The sequence below is a fragment of the Modestobacter sp. SYSU DS0904 genome, from assembly GCF_054051115.1.
On the sequence record NZ_JBJHAQ010000026.1, the window covers coordinates 1 to 23,836 of the forward strand.

27 protein-coding genes are annotated in these 23,836 nt (G+C 75.2%); 16 read left to right on the forward strand and 11 right to left on the reverse strand.

Annotated features, from left to right (window positions below):
• The first annotated feature begins 155 nt into the window (after positions 1-155).
• The 5 genes from ACI79U_RS15495 (at position 156) to fabG (ending at position 4,468) form a co-directional block, all read left to right on the forward strand.
• Positions 156-758 (forward strand): thiaminase II/PqqC family protein, encoded by a 603-nt coding sequence (locus ACI79U_RS15495; protein ID WP_457068583.1) that lies wholly within the window; start codon positions 156-158, stop codon positions 756-758.
• The gene (locus ACI79U_RS15500) at positions 755-1,387 is read left to right on the forward strand and encodes a TenA family protein (RefSeq protein WP_457068581.1); all 633 of its coding nucleotides are present in this window, start codon (positions 755-757) and stop codon (positions 1,385-1,387) included. The genes ACI79U_RS15495 and ACI79U_RS15500 overlap by 4 nt, the downstream gene beginning before the upstream one ends.
• Complete coding sequence (locus ACI79U_RS15505; protein WP_457068579.1) at positions 1,380-2,069, forward strand: ABC transporter ATP-binding protein; 690 nt, start codon at positions 1,380-1,382, stop codon at positions 2,067-2,069. Before ACI79U_RS15500 ends, ACI79U_RS15505 begins: the two co-directional genes overlap by 8 nt.
• Positions 2,070-2,105: 36 nt before the next feature.
• The gene (locus ACI79U_RS15510; protein ID WP_457068577.1) at positions 2,106-3,638 is read left to right on the forward strand and encodes a DUF6297 family protein; all 1,533 of its coding nucleotides are present in this window, start codon (positions 2,106-2,108) and stop codon (positions 3,636-3,638) included.
• A 74-nt stretch (positions 3,639-3,712) separates the two neighbouring features.
• The gene (gene fabG / locus ACI79U_RS15515) at positions 3,713-4,468 is read left to right on the forward strand and encodes a 3-oxoacyl-ACP reductase FabG (protein WP_457068575.1); all 756 of its coding nucleotides are present in this window, start codon (positions 3,713-3,715) and stop codon (positions 4,466-4,468) included.
• Positions 4,469-4,542: 74 nt separating this feature from the next.
• Here fabG and ACI79U_RS15520 read toward each other — a convergent pair whose 3' ends face one another.
• The gene (locus tag ACI79U_RS15520) at positions 4,543-5,322 is read right to left on the reverse strand and encodes an SDR family NAD(P)-dependent oxidoreductase (RefSeq protein WP_457068573.1); all 780 of its coding nucleotides are present in this window, start codon (positions 5,320-5,322) and stop codon (positions 4,543-4,545) included.
• Between the two features lie 351 nt (positions 5,323-5,673).
• Between ACI79U_RS15520 and ACI79U_RS15525 the strand changes: the two genes are divergently transcribed.
• Positions 5,674-6,165 (forward strand): hypothetical protein, encoded by a 492-nt coding sequence (locus ACI79U_RS15525; RefSeq protein WP_457068571.1) that lies wholly within the window; start codon positions 5,674-5,676, stop codon positions 6,163-6,165.
• A 10-nt stretch (positions 6,166-6,175) separates the two neighbouring features.
• Here ACI79U_RS15525 and ACI79U_RS15530 read toward each other — a convergent pair whose 3' ends face one another.
• The 4 genes from ACI79U_RS15530 to ACI79U_RS15545 form a co-directional block, all read right to left on the reverse strand.
• Entirely contained in the window at positions 6,176-6,400 is a 225-nt protein-coding gene (locus tag ACI79U_RS15530) for a hypothetical protein (protein ID WP_457068569.1), read from the reverse strand.
• Between the two features lie 54 nt (positions 6,401-6,454).
• Complete coding sequence (locus ACI79U_RS15535) at positions 6,455-7,009, reverse strand: dihydrofolate reductase family protein (RefSeq protein WP_457068567.1); 555 nt, start codon at positions 7,007-7,009, stop codon at positions 6,455-6,457.
• An 86-nt stretch (positions 7,010-7,095) separates the two neighbouring features.
• Positions 7,096-8,388, reverse strand: a complete 1,293-nt coding sequence (locus ACI79U_RS15540) for an Nramp family divalent metal transporter (RefSeq protein WP_457068565.1) — start codon at positions 8,386-8,388, stop codon at positions 7,096-7,098.
• Between the two features lie 117 nt (positions 8,389-8,505).
• Complete coding sequence (locus ACI79U_RS15545; protein ID WP_457068563.1) at positions 8,506-9,114, reverse strand: GNAT family N-acetyltransferase; 609 nt, start codon at positions 9,112-9,114, stop codon at positions 8,506-8,508.
• Between the two features lie 170 nt (positions 9,115-9,284).
• Here ACI79U_RS15545 and ACI79U_RS15550 point away from each other — a divergent pair, with 170 nt between their 5' ends.
• A complete protein-coding gene (locus ACI79U_RS15550; protein WP_457068561.1) occupies positions 9,285-9,902 on the forward strand; it encodes an ATP-dependent Clp protease proteolytic subunit in 618 nt (205 codons plus the stop codon).
• Here ACI79U_RS15550 and ACI79U_RS15555 read toward each other — a convergent pair.
• A complete protein-coding gene (locus ACI79U_RS15555) occupies positions 9,868-10,572 on the reverse strand; it encodes a Mut7-C RNAse domain-containing protein (RefSeq protein WP_457068559.1) in 705 nt (234 codons plus the stop codon). The genes ACI79U_RS15550 and ACI79U_RS15555 overlap by 35 nt on opposite strands.
• 194 nt (positions 10,573-10,766) lie before the next feature.
• On the opposite strand from ACI79U_RS15555, the gene nagB reads away from it, so the two are divergent.
• Complete coding sequence (gene nagB, locus ACI79U_RS15560) at positions 10,767-11,564, forward strand: glucosamine-6-phosphate deaminase (RefSeq protein ID WP_457068557.1); 798 nt, start codon at positions 10,767-10,769, stop codon at positions 11,562-11,564.
• 12 nt (positions 11,565-11,576) lie between these two features.
• On the opposite strand, the gene ACI79U_RS15565 is transcribed toward nagB, so the two are convergent.
• Entirely contained in the window at positions 11,577-12,020 is a 444-nt protein-coding gene (locus ACI79U_RS15565; RefSeq protein ID WP_457068555.1) for a rhodanese-like domain-containing protein, read from the reverse strand.
• Positions 12,021-12,128: 108 nt separating this feature from the next.
• Here ACI79U_RS15565 and ACI79U_RS15570 point away from each other — a divergent pair, with 108 nt between their 5' ends.
• The 4 genes from ACI79U_RS15570 (at position 12,129) to ACI79U_RS15585 (ending at position 15,598) form a co-directional block, all read left to right on the forward strand.
• Positions 12,129-12,782, forward strand: coding sequence for a GntR family transcriptional regulator (locus ACI79U_RS15570; RefSeq protein ID WP_457068553.1), 654 nt, complete (start codon positions 12,129-12,131; stop codon positions 12,780-12,782).
• Entirely contained in the window at positions 12,775-13,815 is a 1,041-nt protein-coding gene (locus tag ACI79U_RS15575; protein WP_457068551.1) for a 1-aminocyclopropane-1-carboxylate deaminase, read from the forward strand. The genes ACI79U_RS15570 and ACI79U_RS15575 overlap by 8 nt, the downstream gene beginning before the upstream one ends.
• 86 nt (positions 13,816-13,901) lie before the next feature.
• Positions 13,902-14,450 carry an RNA polymerase sigma factor gene (locus ACI79U_RS15580; RefSeq protein ID WP_457068549.1) on the forward strand — a complete coding sequence of 183 codons (549 nt, stop codon included), beginning with the start codon at positions 13,902-13,904 and terminating at the stop codon, positions 14,448-14,450.
• Positions 14,447-15,598, forward strand: coding sequence for a hypothetical protein (locus ACI79U_RS15585; protein ID WP_457068547.1), 1,152 nt, complete (start codon positions 14,447-14,449; stop codon positions 15,596-15,598). The genes ACI79U_RS15580 and ACI79U_RS15585 overlap by 4 nt, the downstream gene beginning before the upstream one ends.
• Positions 15,599-15,605: 7 nt before the next feature.
• On the opposite strand, the gene ACI79U_RS15590 is transcribed toward ACI79U_RS15585, so the two are convergent.
• Both ACI79U_RS15590 and ACI79U_RS15595 read right to left on the reverse strand, forming a co-directional pair.
• Positions 15,606-16,334 carry an alpha/beta hydrolase gene (locus tag ACI79U_RS15590; protein ID WP_457068545.1) on the reverse strand — a complete coding sequence of 243 codons (729 nt, stop codon included), beginning with the start codon at positions 16,332-16,334 and terminating at the stop codon, positions 15,606-15,608.
• Between the two features lie 16 nt (positions 16,335-16,350).
• Positions 16,351-16,554, reverse strand: a complete 204-nt coding sequence (locus ACI79U_RS15595; protein WP_457068543.1) for a hypothetical protein — start codon at positions 16,552-16,554, stop codon at positions 16,351-16,353.
• 100 nt (positions 16,555-16,654) lie between these two features.
• Between ACI79U_RS15595 and msrA the strand changes: the two genes are divergently transcribed.
• On the forward strand, positions 16,655-17,308 hold the full coding sequence (gene msrA, locus ACI79U_RS15600) for a peptide-methionine (S)-S-oxide reductase MsrA (protein ID WP_457068541.1): 654 nt from the start codon (positions 16,655-16,657) through the stop codon (positions 17,306-17,308).
• Between the two features lie 36 nt (positions 17,309-17,344).
• On the opposite strand, the gene ACI79U_RS15605 is transcribed toward msrA, so the two are convergent.
• Positions 17,345-18,955 (reverse strand): methyl-accepting chemotaxis protein, encoded by a 1,611-nt coding sequence (locus ACI79U_RS15605; RefSeq protein ID WP_457068539.1) that lies wholly within the window; start codon positions 18,953-18,955, stop codon positions 17,345-17,347.
• Positions 18,956-19,107: 152 nt separating this feature from the next.
• Between ACI79U_RS15605 and ACI79U_RS15610 the strand changes: the two genes are divergently transcribed.
• The gene (locus tag ACI79U_RS15610; RefSeq protein WP_457068537.1) at positions 19,108-20,229 is read left to right on the forward strand and encodes a class I SAM-dependent methyltransferase; all 1,122 of its coding nucleotides are present in this window, start codon (positions 19,108-19,110) and stop codon (positions 20,227-20,229) included.
• Here ACI79U_RS15610 and ACI79U_RS15615 read toward each other — a convergent pair.
• A complete protein-coding gene (locus tag ACI79U_RS15615) occupies positions 20,226-20,717 on the reverse strand; it encodes a phosphoribosyltransferase (RefSeq protein ID WP_457068535.1) in 492 nt (163 codons plus the stop codon). The genes ACI79U_RS15610 and ACI79U_RS15615 overlap by 4 nt on opposite strands.
• 310 nt (positions 20,718-21,027) lie before the next feature.
• Between ACI79U_RS15615 and ACI79U_RS15620 the strand changes: the two genes are divergently transcribed.
• Positions 21,028-22,539 (forward strand): cache domain-containing protein, encoded by a 1,512-nt coding sequence (locus tag ACI79U_RS15620; protein ID WP_457068533.1) that lies wholly within the window; start codon positions 21,028-21,030, stop codon positions 22,537-22,539.
• 202 nt (positions 22,540-22,741) lie between these two features.
• A complete protein-coding gene (locus ACI79U_RS15625) occupies positions 22,742-23,773 on the forward strand; it encodes an anti-sigma factor RsbA family regulatory protein (protein ID WP_457068531.1) in 1,032 nt (343 codons plus the stop codon).
• Positions 23,774-23,836: the final 63 nt, after the last annotated feature.

The window sequence follows — 23,836 nt, forward strand, 5'->3', positions numbered from 1 at the left end:
CCCCCCCCCCCCCCCCCCCGCCCCCCCCCCCCCCCCCCCCGCCCCCCGCCCCCCTGCCCCACCGCGCCCCCGGGGGCGAAGAGGGGGTCTGGCCAGCCGCGGCTGAGCCGGATCGGGCGCGGCTGGGGTCGTGCCGGCTGGCTAGAGTCCCGGCCGTGCCGGTCGACGAGCTGCTGACCCGATCCCCCGACTCCTGGCGCGCTGCCACCGCGCACCCGTTCCTCACCGGGGTGCGCGACGGCACCGTGCCGGTGGCCGCCTTCGACACCTGGCTGGTGCAGGACGCCCGGTTCGTCGCCGACCTGCTGCGCTTCCAGGCCCGGCTGCTGGCCCGGGCGCCCCGGCCGGCGCAGGCGGTGCTGGCCGGCGGGCTGGTCGCGCTGACCGACGAGCTGGCCTGGTTCGAGTCCCTGGCCGCGGCCCGCGGGCTGGACCTCACCGCGCCGGCGCGGGCGGCCACCACCGGGTACGCCGAGCTGCTGGCGCGGCTGGACGGCGCCGACGTCCCCACCGGGCTGACCGCGCTCTGGACGATCGAGCGCACGTACCTGGACGCCTGGTCCGGCGCGCTCCCCGGGGCGCCGCAGTACCGGGAGTTCGTCGAGCACTGGACCGTGCCGGGCTTCGCCGGCTACGTGGCCGGTCTGGCCGAGGCCGCCGACGCGTACCCGCCCGCCGGCCCCGACGCCCAGGCGGTGTTCGACGAGGTCGTCGCCGCGGAGATCTCCTTCTGGGACATGGCGATGGAGGCGGCGTGAGCGTCTCCGCCGAGCTCTGGGCGGCCGACGCCGACCTGGCCGCGGCCGCGCTGGCGCACCCGTTCGTGCAGGGGATCGCCGACGGCACGCTGCCCCGGGAGCGGTTCGCCGGCTACGTCGCCCAGGACGCCTTCTTCCTCGACGCCTTCGCCCGCGCCTACGCCCTCGGTGCCGACAGCAGCGGCGACCCCCGGGTTCGCGAGGTGCTCACCGACCTGCGGGCCGGGGTGCAGGAGGAGCTGCGGCTGCACGCCGGCTACGCCCAGCAGTGGGGGATCGACCTCACGCAGGTGCAGCCGCTGCCGGCGACCTCGGCCTACACGGACTTCCTGCTGGACGCCGCCGGCCGCGGCGACGCCGCGCTGACCTGCGCCGCGATGACCCCGTGCATGCGGCTCTACGCCCATCTGGGGCAGCAGCTGGCCGACCGGGCGCACGGGTCCTACCGCGAGTGGGTGGACACGTACGCCGCGCCGGAGTTCGACGAGCTCGCCGCCACCCTGGAGCGGCTGCTCGACCAGCTCTGCGCCGGTGCGGGCGAGGACCGCCGCGCCGCGGTGCGGGCCGCCCACCGCCGGGCGATGCAGCTGGAGGTCGGCTTCTTCGACGCGGCCTGGGCCGGTGCCTGACCCGGCGCTGCTCGAGGCGCACGACCTGCTCGTCGGCTACGCCGCGGGCGAGCCGGTCTGCGCCCCGGTCACCGTGGCGGTGCAGCCGGGCACGGCGCTGGGCCTGGTCGGGCCGAACGGGGCGGGCAAGTCGACGGTGCTGCAGACCCTGGTCGGGCTGCTCCCGGCGCTGGGCGGTTCGGTGCACTACGCCGGGACGCCGGTGGACGAGCGCTCGGCGACCTTCCGCGCCGAGGTGGCCACCGTGCTGGACGAGGACGCGTTCTTCCCGGCGCTCACCGGGGTGGAGCACCTGCTGCTGACCGCCCGCGGGCACGGCGTCGCCGACGCCGAGGAGGTCGTCGCCCGGGAGGTCGAGGCGTTCGGGCTGGCCGGGCGGGCCGAGGCGCTGCCCGCGGCGGTCTCCTCCGGGCAGCGGCGGCGGCTCGCGCTGGCCGCGGCGCTGGTGCGGCCGGCCCGGCTGCTGGTGCTCGACGAGCCCGAGCGCCGGCTGGACACCGGGATGCGCCGGCAGCTGGCCGCCCGGCTGCACGCCGAGGTCGCCGCCGGTGCCGCCGTCGTGTTCGCCAGCCACGACCCGGAGTTCCTCCGCGCCCTGGCCGACGTGGTGCTGGTCGTCGACGACGAGGAGTGCCCGCTGGTCTCCCCGGACGACGCCGTCGCCGTGCTGCACGAGGGCTGAGCCCTGGCCGTCACCGTCGCCGGGGCGCCCGACGCCGTGGGCCTCAGCGGCGCCGCCGTCCGCCGGGTCACCCGCCGGGCGACCGCGGCGCGGGCCGACACCAGCTGGCTGACGCTGGTCGGCGACGTCGTCGGCTGGCTGACCTCGCTCGGGGTGCTCGTCGCGGTGGTCGGCGGCACCGTCTCCAGCCTGCGCGTGCAGATCGCCGCCCGCCCGGCGACCGGGACGGCGGTGCTGCCCGGCGCGGTCACCTCCCTGGTCGCCGCGGTGCCGGTGGTGGCCGGGCTCGCCTGGGTGCTGGCCCGGCTCGGCCCGGTCAGCGCCACGCCGGCCGCGGCCGTCTGGTGGCTGCCGCTGCCGGCCGACCGGCGCGGGCTGCTGCGCGGCGAGCTGGTCCGGGTGGTGCTGGTCTCGGCGACGGCGGCCGCGGTGGTCGTCGTCCCGGTGCTGCTCGCCGTGCCGGTCGCGCCGGCCGCGGCCGACGTGCTGATCGGGGTGGCGACCGCGGCGCTGCTCACCGCCGCGGGAGCCGGGGTGCTGGTGGTGCTGCAGGCGGCCGGCCGGGGCGGGTGGCTGCCGACCGCCGCCGGTGCGCTGGCGTGCGCGGGGGTGGTGGGCGCCGCGCTGGCCGGCACGGTGCTGGCCGCGGTCGGCGCCGGGCCGGGAACCGGGTGGGCGGTGCGGCCGGCCGGGACGCCGCTGGTGGCCGCCGCCGTCGTGGCCGCGGTGCTGGCGGTGCTCGCGGTGGTGACCGCCGACCGCCGGCTGGACCGGCTGCGCGCCGGTGACCTGCGGGCGCGGGGCGAGATCGTGCAGTACGCCACCGCCTCGACGTTCTCCATGGACACCCGCGAGCTGGGCCGGGCGCTGGCCAGCTCGCCCCGGGCTCCGCGTCGTCCGCGCCGGTGGCGGCGGGTGCGCGGCCCGGGCACCGCCGTCCTCGCCGCCGACCTCGCGGTGCTCACCCGGTCGCCCTGGCGCTGGGGGCAGCTGGCGGTGGGTGCGGCGCTGCCGGTGCTGGCCGCGCGCACCGCCGGGCTCGGGAACCTGCCGGCGCTGGTCGCCGTGGTGGCCGTGGTGGGGTGGGCGCTGGCCGCGGTCGCGCTGGGTGAGCCGAGCCGGCGCGCGCAGGCCTCCCCGGCGCTGGACCGGGTGCTGCCGCTCTCCGCCGACGTCGTCGTCCGGCTGCGGTCGGTGGTGCCGCTGGCCGTGCTGGTGGTCGTGTGCGGGGTCTCCGGCGCGCTGGTCGGCCAGGGCACCGGGTCGATGGCCGTGTGGGCCGGGCTGGGCGCCGCGGTCGCGCCGGCGTGGGCCGGGGCCGCGGTCCGCGGTGGGTACCGGCCGGAGCTGGACTGGTCGGGGCCGGTGGTGGCGACGCCGATGGGCGCGGTGCCCACCGGGGTGGGCCAGACGCTGGTGCGCGGGCTCGACCTGGGCGTCGTCGGGACCGTGCCGTTCGGCATCGCCCTGCTGGTGGGCACGCCGTCGGTGGTGTGGGTGCCGGTGCAGCTGGGCTGGGCGCTGGCCGTCGGCGCCCTCGCCGTGCTCACCGCCCGCCCGAAGAGCTGACCGCTGCCCTCCGGGTGTATGCACGAGGGCGACAGCACCGGACTCGACGGTGCCGGACTCGACGAGGAGATGCAGTGGCAGAGCAGCGGACGGCGATCATCACCGGGGCGGCGCGCGGGATCGGCGCGGCCATCGCGAGGCGGTTCGCCACGGACGGCATGGCGGTGGCCGTGCTCGACCTGGACGAGTCGGCCTGCGCGGGCACGGTCGAGGCGATCACCGACGCCGGTGGGCGGGCGCTCGCCGTCGGCGCGAACGTCGCCGACGAGGACTCGGTGGCCGCCGCCGTCGACCGGGTGGCCGCCGATCTGGGCGCCCCGACCGTGCTGGTGAACAACGCCGGGATCACCCGGGACAACCTGCTGTTCAAGATGAGCGTCGGCGACTGGGACGCGGTGCTGGGTGTGCACCTGCGCGGGGCGTTCCTGATGAGCCGGGCGGCGCAGAAGCACATGGTCGAGGCCGAGTGGGGCCGGATCGTGAACCTCTCCAGCGTCTCGGCGCTGGGCAACCGCGGGCAGGTCAACTACTCGGCGGCGAAGGCCGGCATGCAGGGGCTCACCAAGACCCTCGCCATCGAGCTGGGCCGCTACAACGTGACCGCGAACGCGATCGCGCCCGGGTTCATCGAGACCGAGATGACCGTGGCGACGGCCGAGCGGGTCGGCGTGCCGTTCGAGGAGTTCAAGGCGGGCGCGGCTAAGCAGATCCCGGTGCGCCGCGTCGGCCAGCCCGAGGACATCGCGCACACCGCGGCGTTCCTGGCCAGCGAGGGCGCGGGCTTCGTCTCCGGCCAGGTCATCTACGTCGCCGGCGGCCCCAAGGCGTAAGGGCCCCCTTCCTCCCCGCACCTCGCAAGCTCGGCACGGGCCCCTGGAAGGGGGCCGAACGGGCCGCCGTGCCGTCAGTCGGTGCGGCGGCCCGGTCCGCCGTCGAGGCCGCGGCGGGCCATCGCGGCGGTCAGCGCCGTCCAGGCCCGCACCGGCACCAGCCGGGTGGCCTTCATCAGCAGCGACATCGGCAGCGGGAAGACGATCTCCGCCTTGTCCCGGGCGATGCCGTCGGCGATGGTGCGGGCGGCCGCGTCCGCCTCGACCCGGAACGGCATCGGGAAGCGGTTCCGGTCGGTCATCCGGGTGCGCACGAAGCCCGGGTTGACCAGCTGGACGACGACGCCGCGCGGCGCCAACGAGCCGCGCAGGCTCTCCAGCAGGCTGATCAGCGCGGCCTTGCCGGCGTTGTAGGCCTCCGAGCCGGGGAGCCCGCGGTAGCCGGCGACCGAGGCGACGCCGATGATCCGGCCCCGCCCGTCGGCGAGCATCTGCGGGACGACGGCCTCGAAGGTGTGCACCGCGCCCATCACGTTGATCCGCAGGTGCGCGGCGAACAGGTCCGAGTCCCACGGTTCCACGTGGAACCCCGACCAGGTGCCGGCGTTGGCGACGACGACGTCGATGCCGCCCAGGGCCTGCCGGACCGCGTGCCCGGCGGCGACGGTGGCCGCCCGGTCGGTGACGTCGACCGGGACCACGGTCATCCGGTCCCCGGCCACCTCGGTGAGCTGCTCGGCGTTGCGGGCGCTGATCGCCACGCGTGCCCCGCGGTCGGTGAGCTCCCGGGCGAGCGCCGCGCCGATGCCCGCCGAGGCGCCGGTGATCCAGATCCGTGCTCCGCTGATCTCCACGCGCCGATCATCCGACGGCGACCGCCGCCGGCGTGCAGCCGGGGACCGTGCGCGGGACCGGATCGGCGCGGCACCGTGTCCTACGCTCGCCGGACGAGCTCGACCGGACCAGGGCAGGTGGTTGCTGTGTACGGCGGAATCGGCGGGAACGGGCACTGGGTGCGCACGCGGGACCCCGAGGGAGCGAAGGCGTTCCTGCGGGAGCGGGAGATGACGGCCGCGCGCCGGGAGGCATCCGCCGCCCGCTCCCGGGAGCGGTGGGCGGCCGCTCTGGGTTGGCTCCGCAGTCGGGTGTCCCGCCGCTGACCCACGCCGGTGGCCGGCACCACCGGGTCCGGGATGATCGGGCGCATGGCCCCGCGCAAGCAGCCCCGCCGGTCCGCCGCGCCGTCCCCAGGAGTCGGTCCCGGCGAGTTCGTGATGTACCCGGGCACCCGTGCCGAGGTGTACGACCTGCTGGAGCGGCTGTCCGCGGCCGCCGGTGACTCACCCGACTCCGGGACGCCGGGGCTGAGCCTGGACCGCACCCGGCTGGTGGTCCGCTGGTTCGGGGAGGTGCCGGCCGCCGTCCAGCGGGTGGTCGACTCCGCCGGCGAGGGGCTCACCGTCGTCGTCCAGCAGACCGAGTTCCGACCCGGCGACCTCCGGGCGGAGGCCGAGCGGATCACCGCGGAGCACGCCCCGGTGGTGCAGTCGGCCGCCGCCCGACCCGAGGGGGACGGCGTCGAGGTGCTGGTCGCGCCGGACGCGGTGCAGGCCGCGGGCAGTGCGGAGACCGCCGTCCTGGCCGCCGGTGTGGAGAGCGGCTTCCCGCTGTTCGCCGAGACCGGGGACGCCGGCTGACCGGCCCCGCTCAGCGCTTCGGGTGGTTGCGCCGGCTCCAGCTGCTCCAGCTGACGTCCTGGTTGTAGGGGTTGCCGAGGATCTCGGCGTCCCGGCGGCTCTCCCGCGCCTGCCAGGCGACGTCGGCGCCGTGGCTGATCCGCGCTCCGCGCCGCCGGCCGGCCCGGTCCATCAGCCAGGCCACCAGCAGCAGCCCGGCCAGCACCATGCCCATGACCAGCCAGAAGACGCCCATGGGTGATCCTGGCACATCCGGACGGTCCCGGTCCGGTGCGCGTCGGAACGGGCCCTAGCTCCCGGCCGGGCCGTAGGTCAGGTGGACGACCCCGTTGCTCAGCGATTCGCTGCCCAGGTGCGCGAGCGGCTGGGCCGTCCCCTCGGGGAAGAGCCGGATCCCGGTGCCGACGGCGAGCGGGTAGACGTAGAGGTGCAGCTCGTCGACCAGCCCGTCGGCCAGCAGCGCCCGGACCAGCGTGGCGCTGCCGCTGACGTACAGGTCGCCGCCCACCTCGCCCTTGAGCGCCCGGATCCGGTCGGCGTCGTAACCGCCGAGCACCGTGGTCGGGGCCCAGATCGACTCGGCATCGGTGAGCGTGGAGCTGACCACGTACTTGCGGGTGTCGTTGAAGAACGGGGCACCCTCGTCGTCCTCGACCGTCCGGGTCGACCAGGCCGGGCCGAACATCTCGAAGGTCCGCCGGCCCAGCAGGATGCCCGCCGAGGAGCCGGTCAGCGCGCCGATCGAGGCGGCGAGGTCGGCGGGGAAGCCGTACTCCATCGTCCACATCGGGGTGTCGACGACGCCGTCGACGGTGGTGAACTCGTGGACCTTGATCGCACCCACAGCACTGCTCCTCACGCCTCGCCCCGGCCCGGTCGCCGGATGCTGTCACGGAGAGGACGACTGGCGGCGCGACAACTCATCGGCGTTCAGCCCAGGAAGGTGCTCACCAGCAGGTAGCCGTTCAGCGCGATGATCAGCGCAGCGACCACCGAGCCGGTGAGCGTGGTGATCCGGCGGTTGACCCAGCCGCCCATCAGGTCCTTGCGGGAGGTCAGCCACAGCAGCGGCACCAGCGCGAACGGGATGCCGAAGCACAGCACCACCTGCGACCAGACCAGCGCCGTCGTCGGGTCGCCGCCCAGGCCCAGCACCAGCAGCGCGGGGGCCAGGGTGATCAGCCGGCGGACCAGCACCGGGATGTGCTTGCGCAGGAAGCCGGCCATCACCACCTGGCCGGCGTGGGTGCCGACCGAGGAGCTGGCGAACCCGGCGGCGAGCAGGGCGACGGCGAAGGCCAGCGCCGCGCCGCTGCCGAGCTGGTCGCCCAGGCCGGCGTGCACGCTCTCCAGCGACTCGATGCCGTCGCCGGCGGTGAACAGCTGGGCGGCGATCACCAGCATCGCGGCGTTGACCAGCCCGGCCAGGCCCATCGCGATGAAGACGTCGATCCGCTGGGCGCGCAGCAGGCCGCGCCGTCCGGTGTGCGTCCTGCCGGCGGTGACGGTGTCGCCGTACCGGCCGGGCGTCAGTGCGGAGTGCACGTAGATGACGTGCGGCATGACCGTGGCCCCCAGGATGCCGGTGGCCAGCAGCAGGCTGTCGGTACCGGCGAAGCTGGGCACCATGCCCGAGGCGACGCCGCCGGGGTCGACGCCGGCGCCGATCAGCGTGTAGACGAAGCCGCCCCCGATGACCAGCAGCAGCCCGGTGATCACCCGCTCGAACGGCCGGAAGCCCCGCGACTGGGCGGCCAGCAGGACGAACGCGACGACCGCGGTGATGATCCCGCCCATCCACAGCGGCACCCCGAACAGCAGGTTCAGCGCGACCGCCCCGCCGACGATCTCGGCCAGGTCGGTGGCGATGGCCACCGCCTCGGCCTGCGCCCACAGCCCCCAGGTGACCGGCCGGGGGAGCCGCTCGCGGCAGCAGGTGGCCAGGTCCCGCCCGGTCGCCAGCCCCAGCTTGGCGGTGAGCGTCTGGATGAGCATCGCCATCAGGTTGGCCGCGACGATCACCCACAGCAGCGTGTAGCCGAACGAGGCGCCGCCGGAGAAGTTGGTCGCGAAGTTGCCCGGGTCCACGTAGGCGACCGCCGCGACGAACGCCGGCCCGAGCAGCGGCCACAGCCGCCGCTTCGTCTTCGGGGGCGTCGGGCGGGGCAGGGTGCGCGGCAGCGTGCTGGTGAGGACGGCGGCCTCGGTCTTCGACAGGTACACGGGGACCTCGCGGGGGGCTGGGGCGGGGCGGTCGCTCCTGTCCTGCCCGACCCGCGGGGGCCAACCGGGCCGACCTGTGGCCCCCGGGGGTCAGGTCAGCCTCACCTGGCCCCGGGGTCAGCTGCGCTTCGGCTGGCGGACCAGGGTCCAGATCGGCAGCTCGTGGTCGACCGCGGTGCGGGTCGAGTGCGTGACGGCGAAACCGGACCGCTGCAGCCAGCGCACCACGGTGGAGGTGTAGACCGTGGCCGCGGCCGGCACCCCGTCGGCGTCGCAGCGGTCCAGCACCGGCTGCAGCACCGCGGAACCCAGCCCCTGGTGCCGGGCCGCCGGGCGGGTGCCGACGGCGTGCAGCCACCAGTGCGGCTCGTCCGGCCGGCCCAGCGCGCCGAGCCGCTCGCTGGCCAGCACGACCGGCTGGCGGGCACCGAACACCCGGGGCAGGTCGCGGTCGATGACCGCCTGCAGGTCCGCGGCGTGGGGTTCGGCGTCGGGGGCGACCCAGGCGGCGGCTGCCTGCACGTCGTCGGTGACCCACGCCGTCCCGGCCAGCACCGGCACCAGCGCGCCCCACAGCTCCGCCCAGCGGGACAGCCGCTGGACGCGGCCGTCCTCGGGCAGCGCCCAGGAGGTCCACCGGTAGTCGGGGTAGGCGGCGGCCAGGGTCGCGGCCAGCCGGGGGACGTCGGCCCGGGTCGCGCGCCGGACGACGGGGGGAGTGCTCACCGGTCGATCAGACCACGGGCCCGCCACGCCCACGCCCCGGCCCGTCAACCCGCCTTCGCCCACGGCACAAGAAATGCGCTGACCGCGCAATACGCCATTTCCACGGGCTCCTCGACGTGCATTCCTGCTTGGCTCACGTCGTCCATTCCGACGACCTGCAGGAGTCCCTGATGACCATTCCCGGCATGCCCTTCCCGATCACCATGCGGACCGCCGCCCCGCCCGCCACCACCCTCGGCGACGCGGTCTACGAGCGCCTGATGCGCGAGCGCATCGTCTTCCTCGGCCGCGAGGTCGACGACGTCATCGCCAACGAGCTGTGCGCGCAGATGCTGCTGCTCTCGGCCGAGGACCCGACCCGTGACATCCATCTGTACGTGAACTCCCCGGGTGGCTCGGTGATGGCCGGGCTGGCCGTCTACGACACGATGCGGTTCGTCGACTGCGACGTCGCCACCTACGCCATGGGCATGGCTGCCTCGATGGGCCAGTTCCTGGTCACGGCCGGCACCGCGGGCAAGCGCCACAGCTTGCCGCACACCCGGATCCTCATGCACCAGCCGAGCGCCGGCCTGCGGGGGACCGCCGCCGACATCACCATCCAGGCCGAGATGCTCGGCCAGCTCAAGCAGCAGGTCAACGAGCTGCAGGCGGAGCACTCGGGGCAGGACGTCGAGCAGGTCGCCCGGGACTCCGAGCGCGACCGCTGGTTCTCCCCGGCCGAGGCCCGGTCCTACGGCCTGGTCGACCACGTCATCCCGGACGCGAGTGCGTCGCCGCCGCGATGAGCTCGTCGATGCGGCGGCTGTGGGCGCCGCGCCAGTAGACGTGCCCGCAGCGGGTGCACCGGGAGAACTCCTCGGCAGCGCGCGCGGTCCCCGGTTCGACCAGGTCGGCGACCTCTGCCCTCGGCACCCGCGCCAGCTCCCCGTTGCAGGCCGTGCAGCGGGTGAGCGGCGCCGGTGCGACGGTGAACCGGTCCACCACGTCCGCGAGCTGGTCGTCCGGGTCGCTCCCGCGGACCAGTGCGCCGTGCCGCAGGGCCCGGCGCTTCAGCAGGCCGCGGTCCTGCGTCAGCAGCACCCGGTCCTCGGCCGCCGCCCGGGTCACCAGCTCCGGGTCGTCCGCGTCGTTCGACCAGGCGGCGTCCAGTCCGAGCAGGCGCAGCCGCCGGGCCAGCGCCCCCAGCCCGACGTCCAGCAGGAAGCCCCCGGCCGGCACCGGCTGCGGACGGGCGGCGGGGGAGACCTCGAGGACGGTGCCGGGGGAGGGCCGCGCGGACAGCTGGACCGACGCCCCGTCGACCCGCACCTCCCCCACCTCGGTCAGCGGCACCCCGGCGGCCTGCACCAGGTGCCCGATCGTGGCGTCCGGGTCGGCGGTCAGCTCCCGCTCACCGGCGGCCCGGATCCGCGGGGGCAGCAGCCACCGCAGGTCGGGGTCCAGCCGGACGGTCACCGTGGGACGTCCCCGGCCCGAGTGGTCCATGTCCGGCGTCGGTACCCCACCGGCCGGGGTTCCGCACCCGGCCTCCGGTCGGTCCACGCCCGAGTGAGCAGCGGCTCGCGGCGGGTACCCAGGCCCCGTCCTGGTCGCCGGCCCAGGGCTGCTCCCGGCGTCGGCCGGAGGAGGACCGAGAGGAGCGCTGACGCGTGGAGGTCGTGCTGCTGCCCACCCCGGAGGACTGCGGCCGGGTGGTCGCCGACGCCGTCGCCGGCTCGGTGCTCGCGGCGCTGGCCCGCGGTGGTCCGGTGGTGCTTGGGCTGGCCACCGGCTCCTCGCCGCTGCTGGCCTACCGCGAGCTGCGGCGCCGGCACGCGGAGGAGGGGCTGTCCTTCGCCGGGGTGCAGGCGTTCCTGCTCGACGAGTACGTCGGCCTGCCCGCCGGTCACCCGGAGAGCTACCGGGAGGTGATCCGCCGGGAGCTCACCGACGGCCTGGAGCTGGACCCCGCGGTGGTGCACGGCCCGGACGGCTCGGCGGCCGACCCGGTGCGGGCGGCCCGCGACTACGAGGCGCGGCTGCGGGCGGCCGGTCCGGTGGCGGCGCAGCTGCTGGGCATCGGCGCCAACGGGCACCTCGGCTTCAACGAGCCGGGGTCGTCGCTGGCCAGCCGCACCCGGCTGAAGACGCTGACCGAGCAGACCCGGCGGGACAACGCCCGGTTCTTCGGCGGCGACGTCGCCGCGGTGCCCCGGCACGTGCTGACCCAGGGGCTGGGCACCATCCTGGACGCCGAGCACCTGGTGCTGGTGGCCACCGGGGAGCGGAAGGCGACCGCGGTCGCCGGGGCGGTCGAGGGGCCGCTGACCGCGTCGTGCCCGGCGTCGGTGCTCCAGCTGCACCCGCACGTGACGTTCGTCGTCGACGAGGCGGCGGGGTCGCGGCTGGACCGGGCGGACCACTACCGGTACGTGCTGGCCCACAAGCTGCCGCAGCAGGGCTGGTGACCGGGACGACGCTCAGCAGCCGCAGCTGACCCCGGCCGGTGCGGTGAGCGGGTCGACGTCCGGGCGGGTCACCCCGGCGGCGGTCTCCACCGGCAGGCCCTCCCGGGCCCAGTACTCGAAGCCGCCGATCATCTCCCGCACCCGGAAGCCGAGCCCGGCCAGCGCCAGCGCGGCGCGGGTCGCGCCGTTGCAGCCCGGCCCCCAGCAGTAGGTGACCACCGGGACGGCGGGGTCCAGCTCCGCCGCGCGCGCGGTGATCTCCCGGCCGGGCAGGTGGACCGCCCCCGGCACGCGCCCCTGCGCCCACGACTCGGCGCTGCGGCTGTCCAGCAGCACGAAGCCGGGCTGCCCGGTCTCCAGCGCGGCGTGGACGTCGGAGACGTCGGTCTCCACGGCGAGCCGGCGGGCGAAGTGGGCGGCGGCGTCGGCGGGCGGGGTGGACCAGTCGAGCGTCATGTCGTCGATGGTGTCGGTGGCGGGGGCGGCCGACGAGGGCCAGGACGGACACCGATCGCAACGAACGGGCCCTTGACGGGACGGCGTCTGACATCTGAGATGTCAGTCATGCCGATCGGTCCCGTCCCGCGGGTGCTGCTGCGTGACCAGGCGGCCCAGCTGATCCGCGCCGCGATCGTCAGCGGGGAGCTGGCGCCCGGTGCGGTGGTGAAGGACGCCGAGCTCGCCACCCGGCTCGGGTTGTCGGTCGCCCCGGTGCGCACCGCGCTGGCCCGGCTGGCCGACGAGGGCCTGGTCGAGGCGAAGCCGCAGAGCCACACCCGGGTCACCCCGCTCGACCGGCGGCAGGTGCGCGACGCGGCCGTCGTCGTCCGGGCGATGCACGAGCTCGCCACCGGCGAGGCCGCCGGGCGGACGACGGCCGAGGACGTCGCCGCGATGCGGGCGGCGAACAGCCGGTTCGCCGCCGCGGTGGCCGCCGGCGACCTCCCCACCGCGCTGGCCGCCGACGACGAGCTGCACCAGGTGCTGCTCACCCGGTGCGCCAACGGCGCGGTGCAGGCGACGGTCGACCGGTTCACCCCCGCGGTCCGGCGGCTGGAGCGGCAGCGGTTCGCCGCGGCCCACGGCCGGGAGTCGGTGGCCCTGCACGACCGCCTGATCGCCGCCTGCGCGGCCGGGGACGTCGAGGACGCCGTCGCCACCACCACCGAGATCTGGACGGCGCTGCTGTCCGAACTGGAGGAGACGACCGATGACTGACGCGACCCCGGGGACCACCCTGGCCGACTTCCCCCGCTTTCCGCTGCTGTTCGGGCCCTCGCCGGTGCACCGGCTCGACCGGCTGACCGAGCGCCTGGGCGGCGCGGCGGTGTGGGCGAAGCGGGAGGACGTGAACTCGCCGATCGCCTTCGGCGGCAACAAGACCCGCAAGCTCGAGTACCTGGTCGCCGACGCGCTGGCCCAGGGTTGCGACACGCTGGTGTCGATCGGCGGGGTGCAGAGCAACCACACCCGGCAGGTCGCGGCGGTGGCCGCCCGGGTCGGGCTGCGGTGCGTGCTGGTGCAGGAGAGCTGGGTCGACTGGCCCGACGCCGTCTACGACAAGGTCGGCAACATCCTCATCTCGCGGCTGGCGGGTGCCGACGTCCGGCTGGTGAAGGCCGGCTTCGGCATCGGGTTCAAGGAGAGCTGGGAGGCGGCGCTCGCCGAGATCACCGAGCGCGGCGGGAAGCCCTACCCGATCCCGGCCGGGGCGTCGGACCACCCGCTCGGCGGGCTCGGGTTCGCCAACTGGGCGCACGAGGTGGCTGCCCAGGAGGCCGAGCTCGGCGTCTTCTTCGACACCGTCGTGGTCTGCTCGGTGACCGGGTCGACCCAGGCAGGGATGGTCGCCGGGTTCGCCCAGCTCGAGGAGAGCGGCGCCCGGCCGCGGCGGGTGCTGGGCATCGACGCCTCGGCGAAGCCGGCCGAGACGCGCGACCAGGTGCTGCGCATCGCCCGGCGGACCGCGCGGGCCATCGGCGTGCAGCGAGAGCTGACCCTCGATGACGTCGAGCTGGACGAGCGGTTCCACGCGGGCACCTACGGCATCCCGGACGCCGCGACGATCGCCGCGATGGAGCTGGCTGCCCGCACCGAGGGCATGGTCACCGACCCGGTCTACGAGGGGAAGTCGATGGCCGCGACGATCGACCTGGTCGGGCGCGGGGAGATCGACCGCTCGTCGACCGTGCTCTACGCGCACCTCGGCGGGCAGCCGGCGCTGAACGGCTACAGCGCGCTCTTCTCCTGACGACGCCCTCCCGTGGGACCGGGTCGCCGGTAACCGATCAGCGCCAGCCGGACACTTCCCGGGTGTGAGCAAGGTGGACGGTGCCCGTGACTGAGCCCAGCGAGACGCGGTTCGACCGGCTGTGGGCCGATCATGCCGCGGCCGTGGTGCGCTACGCCCGGGCACACGTGCTGCCCGACGACGTCGAGGACGTCGTCGCCGAGACGTTCGTGGTGGCCTGGCGGCGGCTGGACGAGGTCCCCGAGTTCGGCCTGCCCTGGTTGCTGGGGGTCGCCCGCGGGGTGAGCGCCAATGCCCGGCGCACCCGTCGGCGGCACGGCGCGCTGCAGGAGCGGCTGCTGGCCCTGGGGGAGGGGCGGGCGCACGAGCCACCCGAGGACGCCTGGCCGCTGCTCGAGGACGGCGCCACCATCGCCGCCCTGCATGCGCTCTCCGACGCCGACCGGGAGCTGCTCACCCTGCTGGCCTGGGACGGCCTGAGCCAGGAGGAGGCCGCCGAGGCGCTGGGCTGCTCGCGCGGCGCGCTGAAGGTGCGGCTGCACCGGGCCCGCCGCCGGTTCGCCCAGCTCGTGGACGTGGCCCGCGACGTCACTCGTGACCGCCACCCCGCCCGTCACCCCGGAGGCACCCCGTGACCGACGACATCGACACCCGGCTGGACCACGCCCGGCCGCGCGACCTGCCCGACGAGTCGATGCAGGTGCTGCTGTCGCGGGTCCGGCGCACCGTGGACACCGAGCGCCGCCGCATCGCCCCCGGTCGCAGCCACCGCCTCACGCCCCGGACCCGGTTGGCGCTGGTCGCCGTCGCGGCCGCGGTCATCACCGCGGTGCCGGTCGCGGTCAGCGTGGTGGAGCAGGACGACTGGACGGCGCCGTCGGTGCTGCCGGTGGCGGTCGCCCAGAACGGCGAGTTCGTCTGCGGCGTCGGGTACGCCAGCGTCGTCGACCCGGCCGACGCCGAGGTCCGCCTGCTCCCCGACCAGCTGCCCGACGGCTGGGCCTACACCGAGGTCTTCGCCCGGCACGAGACCGGGGACGGCTGCGACGCCCAGTCGCTGGTCGCCCTGCGGCTCGATCCGGACGGCGTGGTGACCGGCCGGGTGGCGGTCAGCGGCCCGGTCGACGCCTACGTCAACGCGCCGGTCGTGGACCGCGACTCGGTTCCCGACACCGTCTTCGGGCACCCCGCACGCCGCTTCGACCACCTGCCGGGCCCGGACCGGCCCTCCGACGCCGAGCTCCACCGCTGGGTCTGGACCGACGACACCGGCCGCCAGTGGTCCGCGGAGGTGATCGGCTTCGGGCTGGACGAGGCGCGCCGGCAGCTCACCGGGGTCTCGATCGACGGGGACGCAGTCGCCTGGGCGGCGGTCGACCCCGGCTGGACCGCGGTCCACCAGCGCACCGGCGTCCCGTACGCCGTGCCCAGCGCCCGGGTCATCTGGTCGGTGCAGCTCACCGGCGGAGTGGAGGGCCACGGGTTCGACGTCTACAGCGGTCCCGAGCCGCGGCTGCCGGTCGCCGCCGATGCCTACATCGGGGACCGGCTCACCGACCTCGACGGCCACCCGGCGGTCGTGAGCCCGGCGCGGGGCGGCGAGGCCGACGGTGGTGCGCCCGGTTCCGTGCCGCTGATCACCATCGGGGTCGATGTGGGGCCGGGCGTGCAGGCCTTCTCCCGGTTCGCGGCCGACGACCTCACGGGCGTCCGGCAGATGCTCGGCTCGCTCCGGCAGGTCCCCCCGGACGATCCCCGGCTCGAGGAGTACGGCACGACCTGACGGCCGGTCACAACGGGACGGCGAGGCCCTCCGGGCTGGGCTGGGTGAGGGCGTCGGCGATCGCCTCGGGCATGGGCTCGAGGCCGGTGCCGGCCAGGACGACGTCCCGGGCGAAGGTGTGCCAGCGGTGCGACCGCCGGACCATGCCGTGCCCGCCGGCGATCGTGAACCGGGCCACCCGGGCCTTGGCGCGGCGGGCCCGGACGGCGAACTCCGCGGACAGCCGGGCGGGCACCCAGCGGTCGCCCCGGCCGTGCAGGATCACCACCGTCTGACCCCCCAGGTGCATCACCGGCTCGCCGGGCGGGGTCCACGGGGCGAGCGCGCAGACCGCGGTCACCGAGGGCTCGCCGCCCGCCCGCAGGACGGCGCGCCCGCCCATCGAGTGCCCGACCAGGACGATCGGCACGTCGGTGCCGTGCTCGGCGCGCATCTGCCCGATCGCCCAGCGGACGTCCTGGAACGCGTCGGCCGCCTCGCCGTTCCAGCCGGCCACCCGGTAGCGGAGCAGCGCGGTGGCGATCCCGCGGTCGGCGGTGCTGCGGTGCACGAACGACTGGAAGGCCCGCATCCGGACCAATGACAGCGCGCGCTCCTTGGGCGGGTCGATACTGGCGACGGTGCCGCCGTGGCAGAACAGCGCGATCCCGCGGGTCTCGCCCACCGCGGGGAGCTGCTCCAGCGCCGGGGAGCCGGGGTCGGGGCGGGCGGCGTCCGGGGTGTCGGGGGTGCTCACGTCGTCCTCCGGGTCGTCAGCGGCGGCGGCGCTTGCCACCCAGCTTCATGCGCGCCTTCTCGCCGAGGTCACCGGCCTTGAGCAGGCCGTTGCTGATCGCAGAGGGGCCGTTGCGCCGCTGCAGCGACTCCCCGAGGCCACGCAGCACCTTCGTGGCCAGCGGCGCGACGACGGTGAGGATGACCCACATGCGGAAACGGCGGGTGAGGAAGAGCCACATGATCGGCACTCTGCCCTGATCCGGCGGTCGGCAACCGGACCGCCCCTGTGCCGAGGAGCGGACGGGGGTCGGTGTTGCACGACGGATCTACCATCGGATCATGTTCTTCTCCCGCGCCAAGACCCAGCCGGTCACCGCGGAGGACGCCCTGACCGGCCGTTCCGAGCCGCTCCCCGGCATCCCCGAGGTGCACGCGGTCAACGGCAACCGCATCCAGCCGCCCTTCCCCGAGGGCATGCAGACCGCCGTCTTCGGCGCCGGCTGCTTCTGGGGTGTCGAGAAGGTCTTCTGGGAGACCCCCGGCGTGTACTCGACCGCCGCGGGCTACGCCGGCGGCCACACCCCGAACCCGACCTACGACGAGGTCTGCTCGGCGCGCACCGGGCACACCGAGGTGGTCCTGGTCGTCTTCGACCCGGCCGTCCTCTCCTACGACCGCCTGCTCAAGGAGTTCTGGGAGGAGCACGACCCCACCCAGGGCATGCGCCAGGGCAACGACATCGGCACCCAGTACCGCTCGGCGATCTACACCCAGGGCCCGGAGCAGGAGGCTGCCGCCAAGGTCAGCCGCGACCTGTTCCAGGAGCGCCTGACGGCGGCCGGCTACGGCGAGATCACCACCGAGATCGCCCCGTTGGGCGAGTTCTTCTACGCCGAGGGCTACCACCAGCAGTACCTGTACAAGGTGCCGAACGGCTACTGCCCGGTGAACTCCACCGGGGTCGCCTGCCCGGTCGGCCTCCCCGGGGTCTGAACGACGTGCTGACGGTGGGCCCGGGCGGGTCCACCGTCAGTAGGTGAACCGGGCGACCGTCCCGCGCAGGCCGGTCGCCATCCGCGACAGCTCGGCCACCGCGGTCGTCGTCTGGGTCAGCGCCTGCGTCGTCGAGTCGGCCGCCGCGGAGACGCCGGTGATGTTCGCGGCGATCTCCCCCGCGCCCCCGGCCGCCTCGGTCACCGAGCGGGCCATCTCCTGGGTGGTGGCGGTCTGCTCCTCGACCGCGCCGGCGATCACCGTCTGGTGGTCGCTGATCCGGCCCACGACGCTGCCGATCTCACCGATGGCGTCGACGGCGCCCGCCGCGTCGGCCTGGATCGCCTCGATCCGCCGGGCCACCTCCTCGGTCGCCGTCGCGGTCTGCCGGGCCAGCTCCTTCACCTCGGTGGCCACCACCGCGAAGCCCGTGCCGGACTCGCCGGCGCGGGCGGCCTCGATCGTGGCGTTGAGCGCCAGCAGGTTCGTCTGCTCGGCGATGGCGGTGATGATCCTCACGACGTTGCCGACCTCCCGGCTGGACTCCCCGAGCGCGAGCACCGCCGCGTTGGCGGCCTCGGTCCGGCGGACGGCGTCGCCGGCCACCCGCGCCGCCTCGTTCGCGCTGCCGGCGATCTCCCGGATGGAGCTGCCCATCTCCTCGGCGCCCGCGGCGACGGTGCTGACGTTGCGGGAGACCGCCTCGGCCGAGGCGGTCACCACCTGCGACTGGGTGCTCGCCTCCTCCGCGGCGGCGGCGATCTGCGTGGTGGACGCCGACAGCTCCTCCGTCGCGGCGGCGACCGCGTCGGCGGAGCCGACCACGTCGGACATGACCGCCCGCATGGCACCGGTCGCCTCGTCCAGCGCCACGCTCATCCGGCCCAGCTCGTCCTCGCTGGTCAGCCCGGTGGTGCGGGTCAGGTCGCCCAGGGCCAGCCCCTCGGCCACGTGCTGCACCGACCGGATGCCGCGGGTGATGACCGAGGCCACCAGCAGGCCGATGCCCGCCGCGACCGCCAGCCCCACGGCCAGCACGACCAGGGCGATGGTGCGGTGGTGCTCGTAGGACTCCCGGGCGCTGGCCGCCGCGGCCGCCGCCTCCCGGGTGTCGATGGCGCGCAGCTCGTCGAGGTCCTCGATCACCTCGGTGAGCAGCGGATCGACCTCCTCGGCCCCCGGGGGCACCACGGTGGTCACGCCGGCAGTGGCCGCGGGCAGCAGCACGGTGCTGGTCAGGGCGTCGATCTGCGCCAGGTCGTCGGTCGCCTCGACGACCAGGTCGTGCTCCCGGCCGGTCAGGTGGTTCGCGGCGTAGGCGGTCACCTGCCGCTCGTAGTCCGCGACCAGCGTGTGGACCTCGGACAGCGGCGGGGCGTGCGTGTCCACGGCGGTCGCGGCGCCGATCGCCAGCCGGATCTGCTCGACGTCGTCGATCATCAGGCCGATCTCCTCGATGCTGAGGACGTTGTCGGCGTAGATCGCCTCGCTGGTCGCCGCCGAGTCGGCGAGCGCGGTCAGCCCGAGACCGCCGACCACCGCCGCGACGACGCCGGCGGCGGCCGTGGAGGCGAGGACCTTGATCCGCACCGGGCGGTCGGCGAACCACCGGGCCACCGACGGGCTGCGACGGCTGGAGCTGGGCATGCGGGTCTCCCGGGAGGCGGTCCGAGGCCGCGACGAGGCGACCGGTGTGAGTGGCATCGGCAGGCCGGCCCTGGTTGCTGAGAACAACCACCCGATCAGGCGAACGAGGAGGGGGTGGACGTGCCCCGGGTGTCGCCCGGCAGAGTGGGGGCATGGACCCGGCCGAACTCTTCGCCCAGCTGCGCCGGGAGCCCGACGTCGACGCCCCCGACCTGGTCGCCGTCGACGCCACCGACCGGCTGCTGCTCGACGAGGCCGCGGCCGAGCTCGGCCGGCACCCCGAGGGCGTGGTCGTCATCGACGACGCGTACGGCGCGCTGACCCTCGGCGCCGTCGCGCTGCACGGGGTGCGCCGGCCGCGGGTGCACCAGGACGCGCTGGTGGGCGAGCTCGCGCTGGCCCGCAACGCCGAGCGGGTCGGGCTGCCCGACCCCCACCAGGCCCTGCCGCTGGGCCCCGAGCTGGTGCGCGGTGCCCGGGTGGTGCTGGCCCGGGCACCGAAGAGCCTGCACGGGCTCCGGGAGCTCGCCGAGGTCGTCGCCGCGGACGCCGACCCCGACGTCACGTTCTACGTCGGCGCCCGGGTCAAGCACATGACCCACGCGATGAACGACGTCCTGGGGCTGGCCTTCACCGAGGTGTCCGCGACCCTCGCGCGGCAGAAGTCGCGGGTGCTGGTGGCCCGCGGGCCCCGGCCGGTCGAGCAGACCTTCCCCCGGTGCCGGGAGGACGACGAGCTGGGCTTCACCGTCTGCGCGCACGGCGCCGCCTTCGCCGGCGCCAAGGTCGACCGCGGCACCCGGGCCCTGCTCCGGGCGCTCCCCGACGCCGTCCCGGAGGCGCGGACGGCGCTGGACCTGGGTTGCGGCACCGGCGTGCTGGCCGCCCAGCTGGCCCGGTCCCGGCCGGGGCTGACGGTGTACGCGTCGGACCAGTCGGCCGCCGCCTGCGCGTCGACCACGGCGACGGCCGCCGCCAACGAGCTCGCCGACCGGATCGACGTCCGCCGGGACGACGCCGCCGCCAGCCTGCCCGACGCCAGCGTGGACCTGGTGGTCTGCAACCCGCCGTTCCACGTGGGGACGACGGTCGCTGAGAACGCCGCCGAGCGGTTGTTCGCCGGCGCCGCCCGGGTGCTCCGGCCCGGCGGGGAGCTGTGGTGCGTCTGGAACTCGCAGCTGCCCTACCGCCGGGCCCTGCAGCGGATCGTCGGGCCGACCCGTCAGGTCACCCGCGACCCCACGTTCACCGTCACCGCCAGCACCCGGCGTTAGTGGCCGGAGCCCCCGCGGCTCACGACCGGGGGCAGCGTGGACCAGGGGAAGTCGATCCAGGCGTCGGTCCGCTTCCAGACGTAGTCGCAGCGCACCAGCGACCGGGGCTTCTCGTAGATGACCGCCGTCCGGACGGCGGAGACGTGCCCGGCGCAGAACTCCTCGACCAGCTCGAGCGTCTTGCCGGTGTCCGCGACGTCGTCGGCGATCAGCACCCGTGCGCCGGTCAGGTCGACGACGTCGAGGGTCGGCGGGAGCACCACCGGCAGCTCCAGCCGCTGGTCGACGCCGGTGTAGAACTCCACGTTCATCACGAAGAGGTTCTTCACGTCGAGCGCGTAGCCCAGCGCCCCGCCGAGGAAGAGGCCGCCGCGGGCGATGGACAGGATGATGTCGGCCTGGAAGCCGTCGTCGGCGACCTGTTGGGCGAGTTCGCGGGCCGCCCGGCCGAAGTCCTCGTACGTCAGCGTCTCGCGCCGGTCGCTCACCGGGCCATGATCCCAGTCCGGGCGGTGGGCACCGCAACCCGGAACGGTGGGAACGGCGGCGGCCCTCCGACCTGCCTTTCGTGGTGCACGACCGGGTCGCCCCCTTCCGAGACGGAGATCACATGGATCTCCGGTCTCGGCTTCATTCTGTTCCGGTACTGGTCGAGATCGTTCGTAGGCGGGTCCACCGGGTCCGGCCGAGCGAGGGCGCGGACGCGCCCGAGGACGGGAGCAGGACATGGGTGCACGCCTGCGTGCGGTTCGGGTCAGCACACGGCTGTGGGCGCTGGTCTTGGTGACGGTGATCGGCATGGCCACCATCGCGGTGATCGGCGCGCTGCAGGTGCGGACGACGATCGAGGACGAGCAGCGCAACAAGGCGCAGGCCGCCGTGGAGTCGGTGCTCGGCTTGCTCGCCCACTTCGGGGAGCAGGAGGCGTCGGGTGCGATGACCACCGCCGCGGCCCAGCAGGCGGCCGTCGACACCGTCCGCGGGCTGCGCTACTCCGGGGCGGAGTACTTCTGGGTCCAGGACGGCTCCCCGGCGATGATCATGCACCCGATCAAGCCGGAGCTGGACGGCACCGACCTCTCCGCCTCCGAGGACCCGACCGGCAAGAAGCTGTTCGTCGAGATGGCCGACGTCGTGGAGCGGGACGGCAGCGGCTTCGTCGAGTACCAGTGGCCCAAGCCAGGGGAGGAGAACCCGCAGCCGAAGATCTCCTTCGTCGCCGGCTACGAGCAGTGGGGCTGGATCGTCGGGTCGGGCATCTACGTGGCCGACCTCAACGGCGCCTTCCGCAGCGAGCTGCTGCACATGGCGATGTGGGCCGCTCCCGTGGCGCTGGCCATCGCCCTGCTCTCCCTGCTGATCTCCCGCAGCATCACCAGCCCGCTGCGCCGGATGACCGACGTGCTGGCCACCGGCGACCTGGCCCGCCGGCTGGACTGCGGCGACGGGCGCAACGAGCTGGACCAGCTCTCCGAGGCGCTGAACAGCACCCTGGGCCGGGTCGCCGAGGTGGTGACCGAGGTGGGCAACGCCTCCACGCGGCTGGAGGAGTCGGCGCGCACGCTGTCCGAGACCGGTGAGGGCATCGCCGGTGCCGCGACGCGCTCGACCGACCAGGCCGAGAGCGTCACCGCCGCCGCCCGCGAGGTCAGCACGGCGATCGACGCGGTCGCGGCCGGAGCCGAGGAGATGGGGGCATCGATCCGGGAGATTGCGCACAACGCCGCCGCGGCCGCCCGGGTGGCCGGTGAGGCGGTGCAGGCCGCGGAGAACGCCAACGGCACGGTCAGCAAGCTCGGGGACAGCTCCAAGGAGATCGGCGACGTCGTCAAGGTGATCACCTCGATCGCGGAGCAGACGAACCTGCTCGCGCTCAACGCCACGATCGAGGCCGCCCGCGCGGGTGAGGCCGGCAAGGGGTTTGCCGTCGTCGCCAACGAGGTGAAGGAGCTGGCCCAGGAGACGGCGAAGGCGACCGAGGACATCGCGCGCCGGGTGGAGGCGATCCAGGGCGACACCTCGGGTGCGGTCGCGGCGATCGGCCGGATCGGCGAGGTCATCGCCGCGATCAACGACTACCAGACGACGATCGCCAGCGCCGTGGAGGAGCAGACCGCCACGACCAACGAGATGACCCGGGCCATCGGGGACGCCGCCCAGGGTGGGCGGGCGATCGCGGCCACCGTCGGCCAGGTCGCGGAGGGTGCCCAGCAGACCTCGGCCGGCGTCGGTGGGATGCAGCTCGCCACCGAGGAACTGGTCCGGATGTCCCGTGAGCTGATGCGGTCGATCGACGGCTTCCGGAAGTGAGCCCGGCCGGATCGGGGACACCGGCCACACGCCGGTCACGCGCGCACCCTCTGTGACGGGAGTGACTCCGCCGCAGGTGAGGGGCGGGTCACCCCATCGTGGGGCTCCGGTTGCCGGGGGTGGTTGCCGAGAACTGGGGTGGGTGCTCGAGAATGCACCAGTTCTCTGTCCCCCTGAGTCCCCGCTCGTCCGGAGAGGTGCGATGACCACGATCGGCGGTCACCCCGCGCGCGCCCTGCAGCGCGCGCAGGTGGACCCCGGCGGTCCGGGCACCGGTGCACCCGGGCGGGGGCGCGACGGGCAGGTCGGGCACATGGCCGTGGTGCTGCGCTCCCGGGAGGAGCTGCTCGCCGCGGCCCTGCCGTGGCTGGACGCGGGGCTGGCTGCCGGTGACCTGGTGGTGCTGACCTGCCCGGAGGAGACCGCCCAGCTGCTCGTCGACGAGATGGGGAGCGCCGGGGCGGCCGTGGTCCGCGAACCGCGGGTCTCGCTGCGCGGCGCCCGGGCACCCGACGCGATCACCACCACCCGGCGGCTGCTCGACCGGGCCGCCGGCGCCGGCTCCGGCCGGTTGCGGGTCTTCGGTCATCCGGACTTCGGGCCCGCCCCGCGCAACTGGCGGGAGGCCCAGCGCTACGAGTCGGCGGTCAACGAACTCCTGGCCGGCACCCGGATGTCGGCGCTGTGCCCCTACGACGAGCGTGAGCTGCCGGCCGAGGCGGTCGACAGCGCCCGGGCCACCCACCCGTTCCTGCTGGTCGACGGCGTCCCCAGCGCCAACCCGGACTACCGGGCGCCGGCCGGGTACCTGGCCGAGCTCCCGCTCCCCCGCGAGGCGATGGAGGCCGGGCCCCCGGTCTTCGCCGTCGACGGTGCCCCCACGCTGGCCGGGCTGCGGCACCAGCTGGCCGACGTGCTGGCCGCGCACGTCCCCGACCGGGACCGCTGCGAGGACATGCACCTGGCGGTGAGCGAGATCGCCGCGAACGCCTTCCGGCACGGCACCCCGCCGGTGTCCGCCCGGGTCTGGGCCGAGCCCGGCTGGGTGGTCTGCACCATCGCCGACCGGGGCACCGACTTCGCCGATCCGCTGGCCGGGTTCATGCCCGCGCACGGCGACGACCTCTCCCGCGGCGGCATGGGCCTGTGGCTGGCCCGCAAGCTGTGGGAGCACGTCGACCTGATCGGCGGTCCGCACGGGCTCACCGTCCGGCTGAGCGCGCCCACCGGTTGAACTCCCCACCTCGTGGGGCCCGCACCCGTGGCGGACCGGACGGGACGGTCTCTCAGTTCTAAG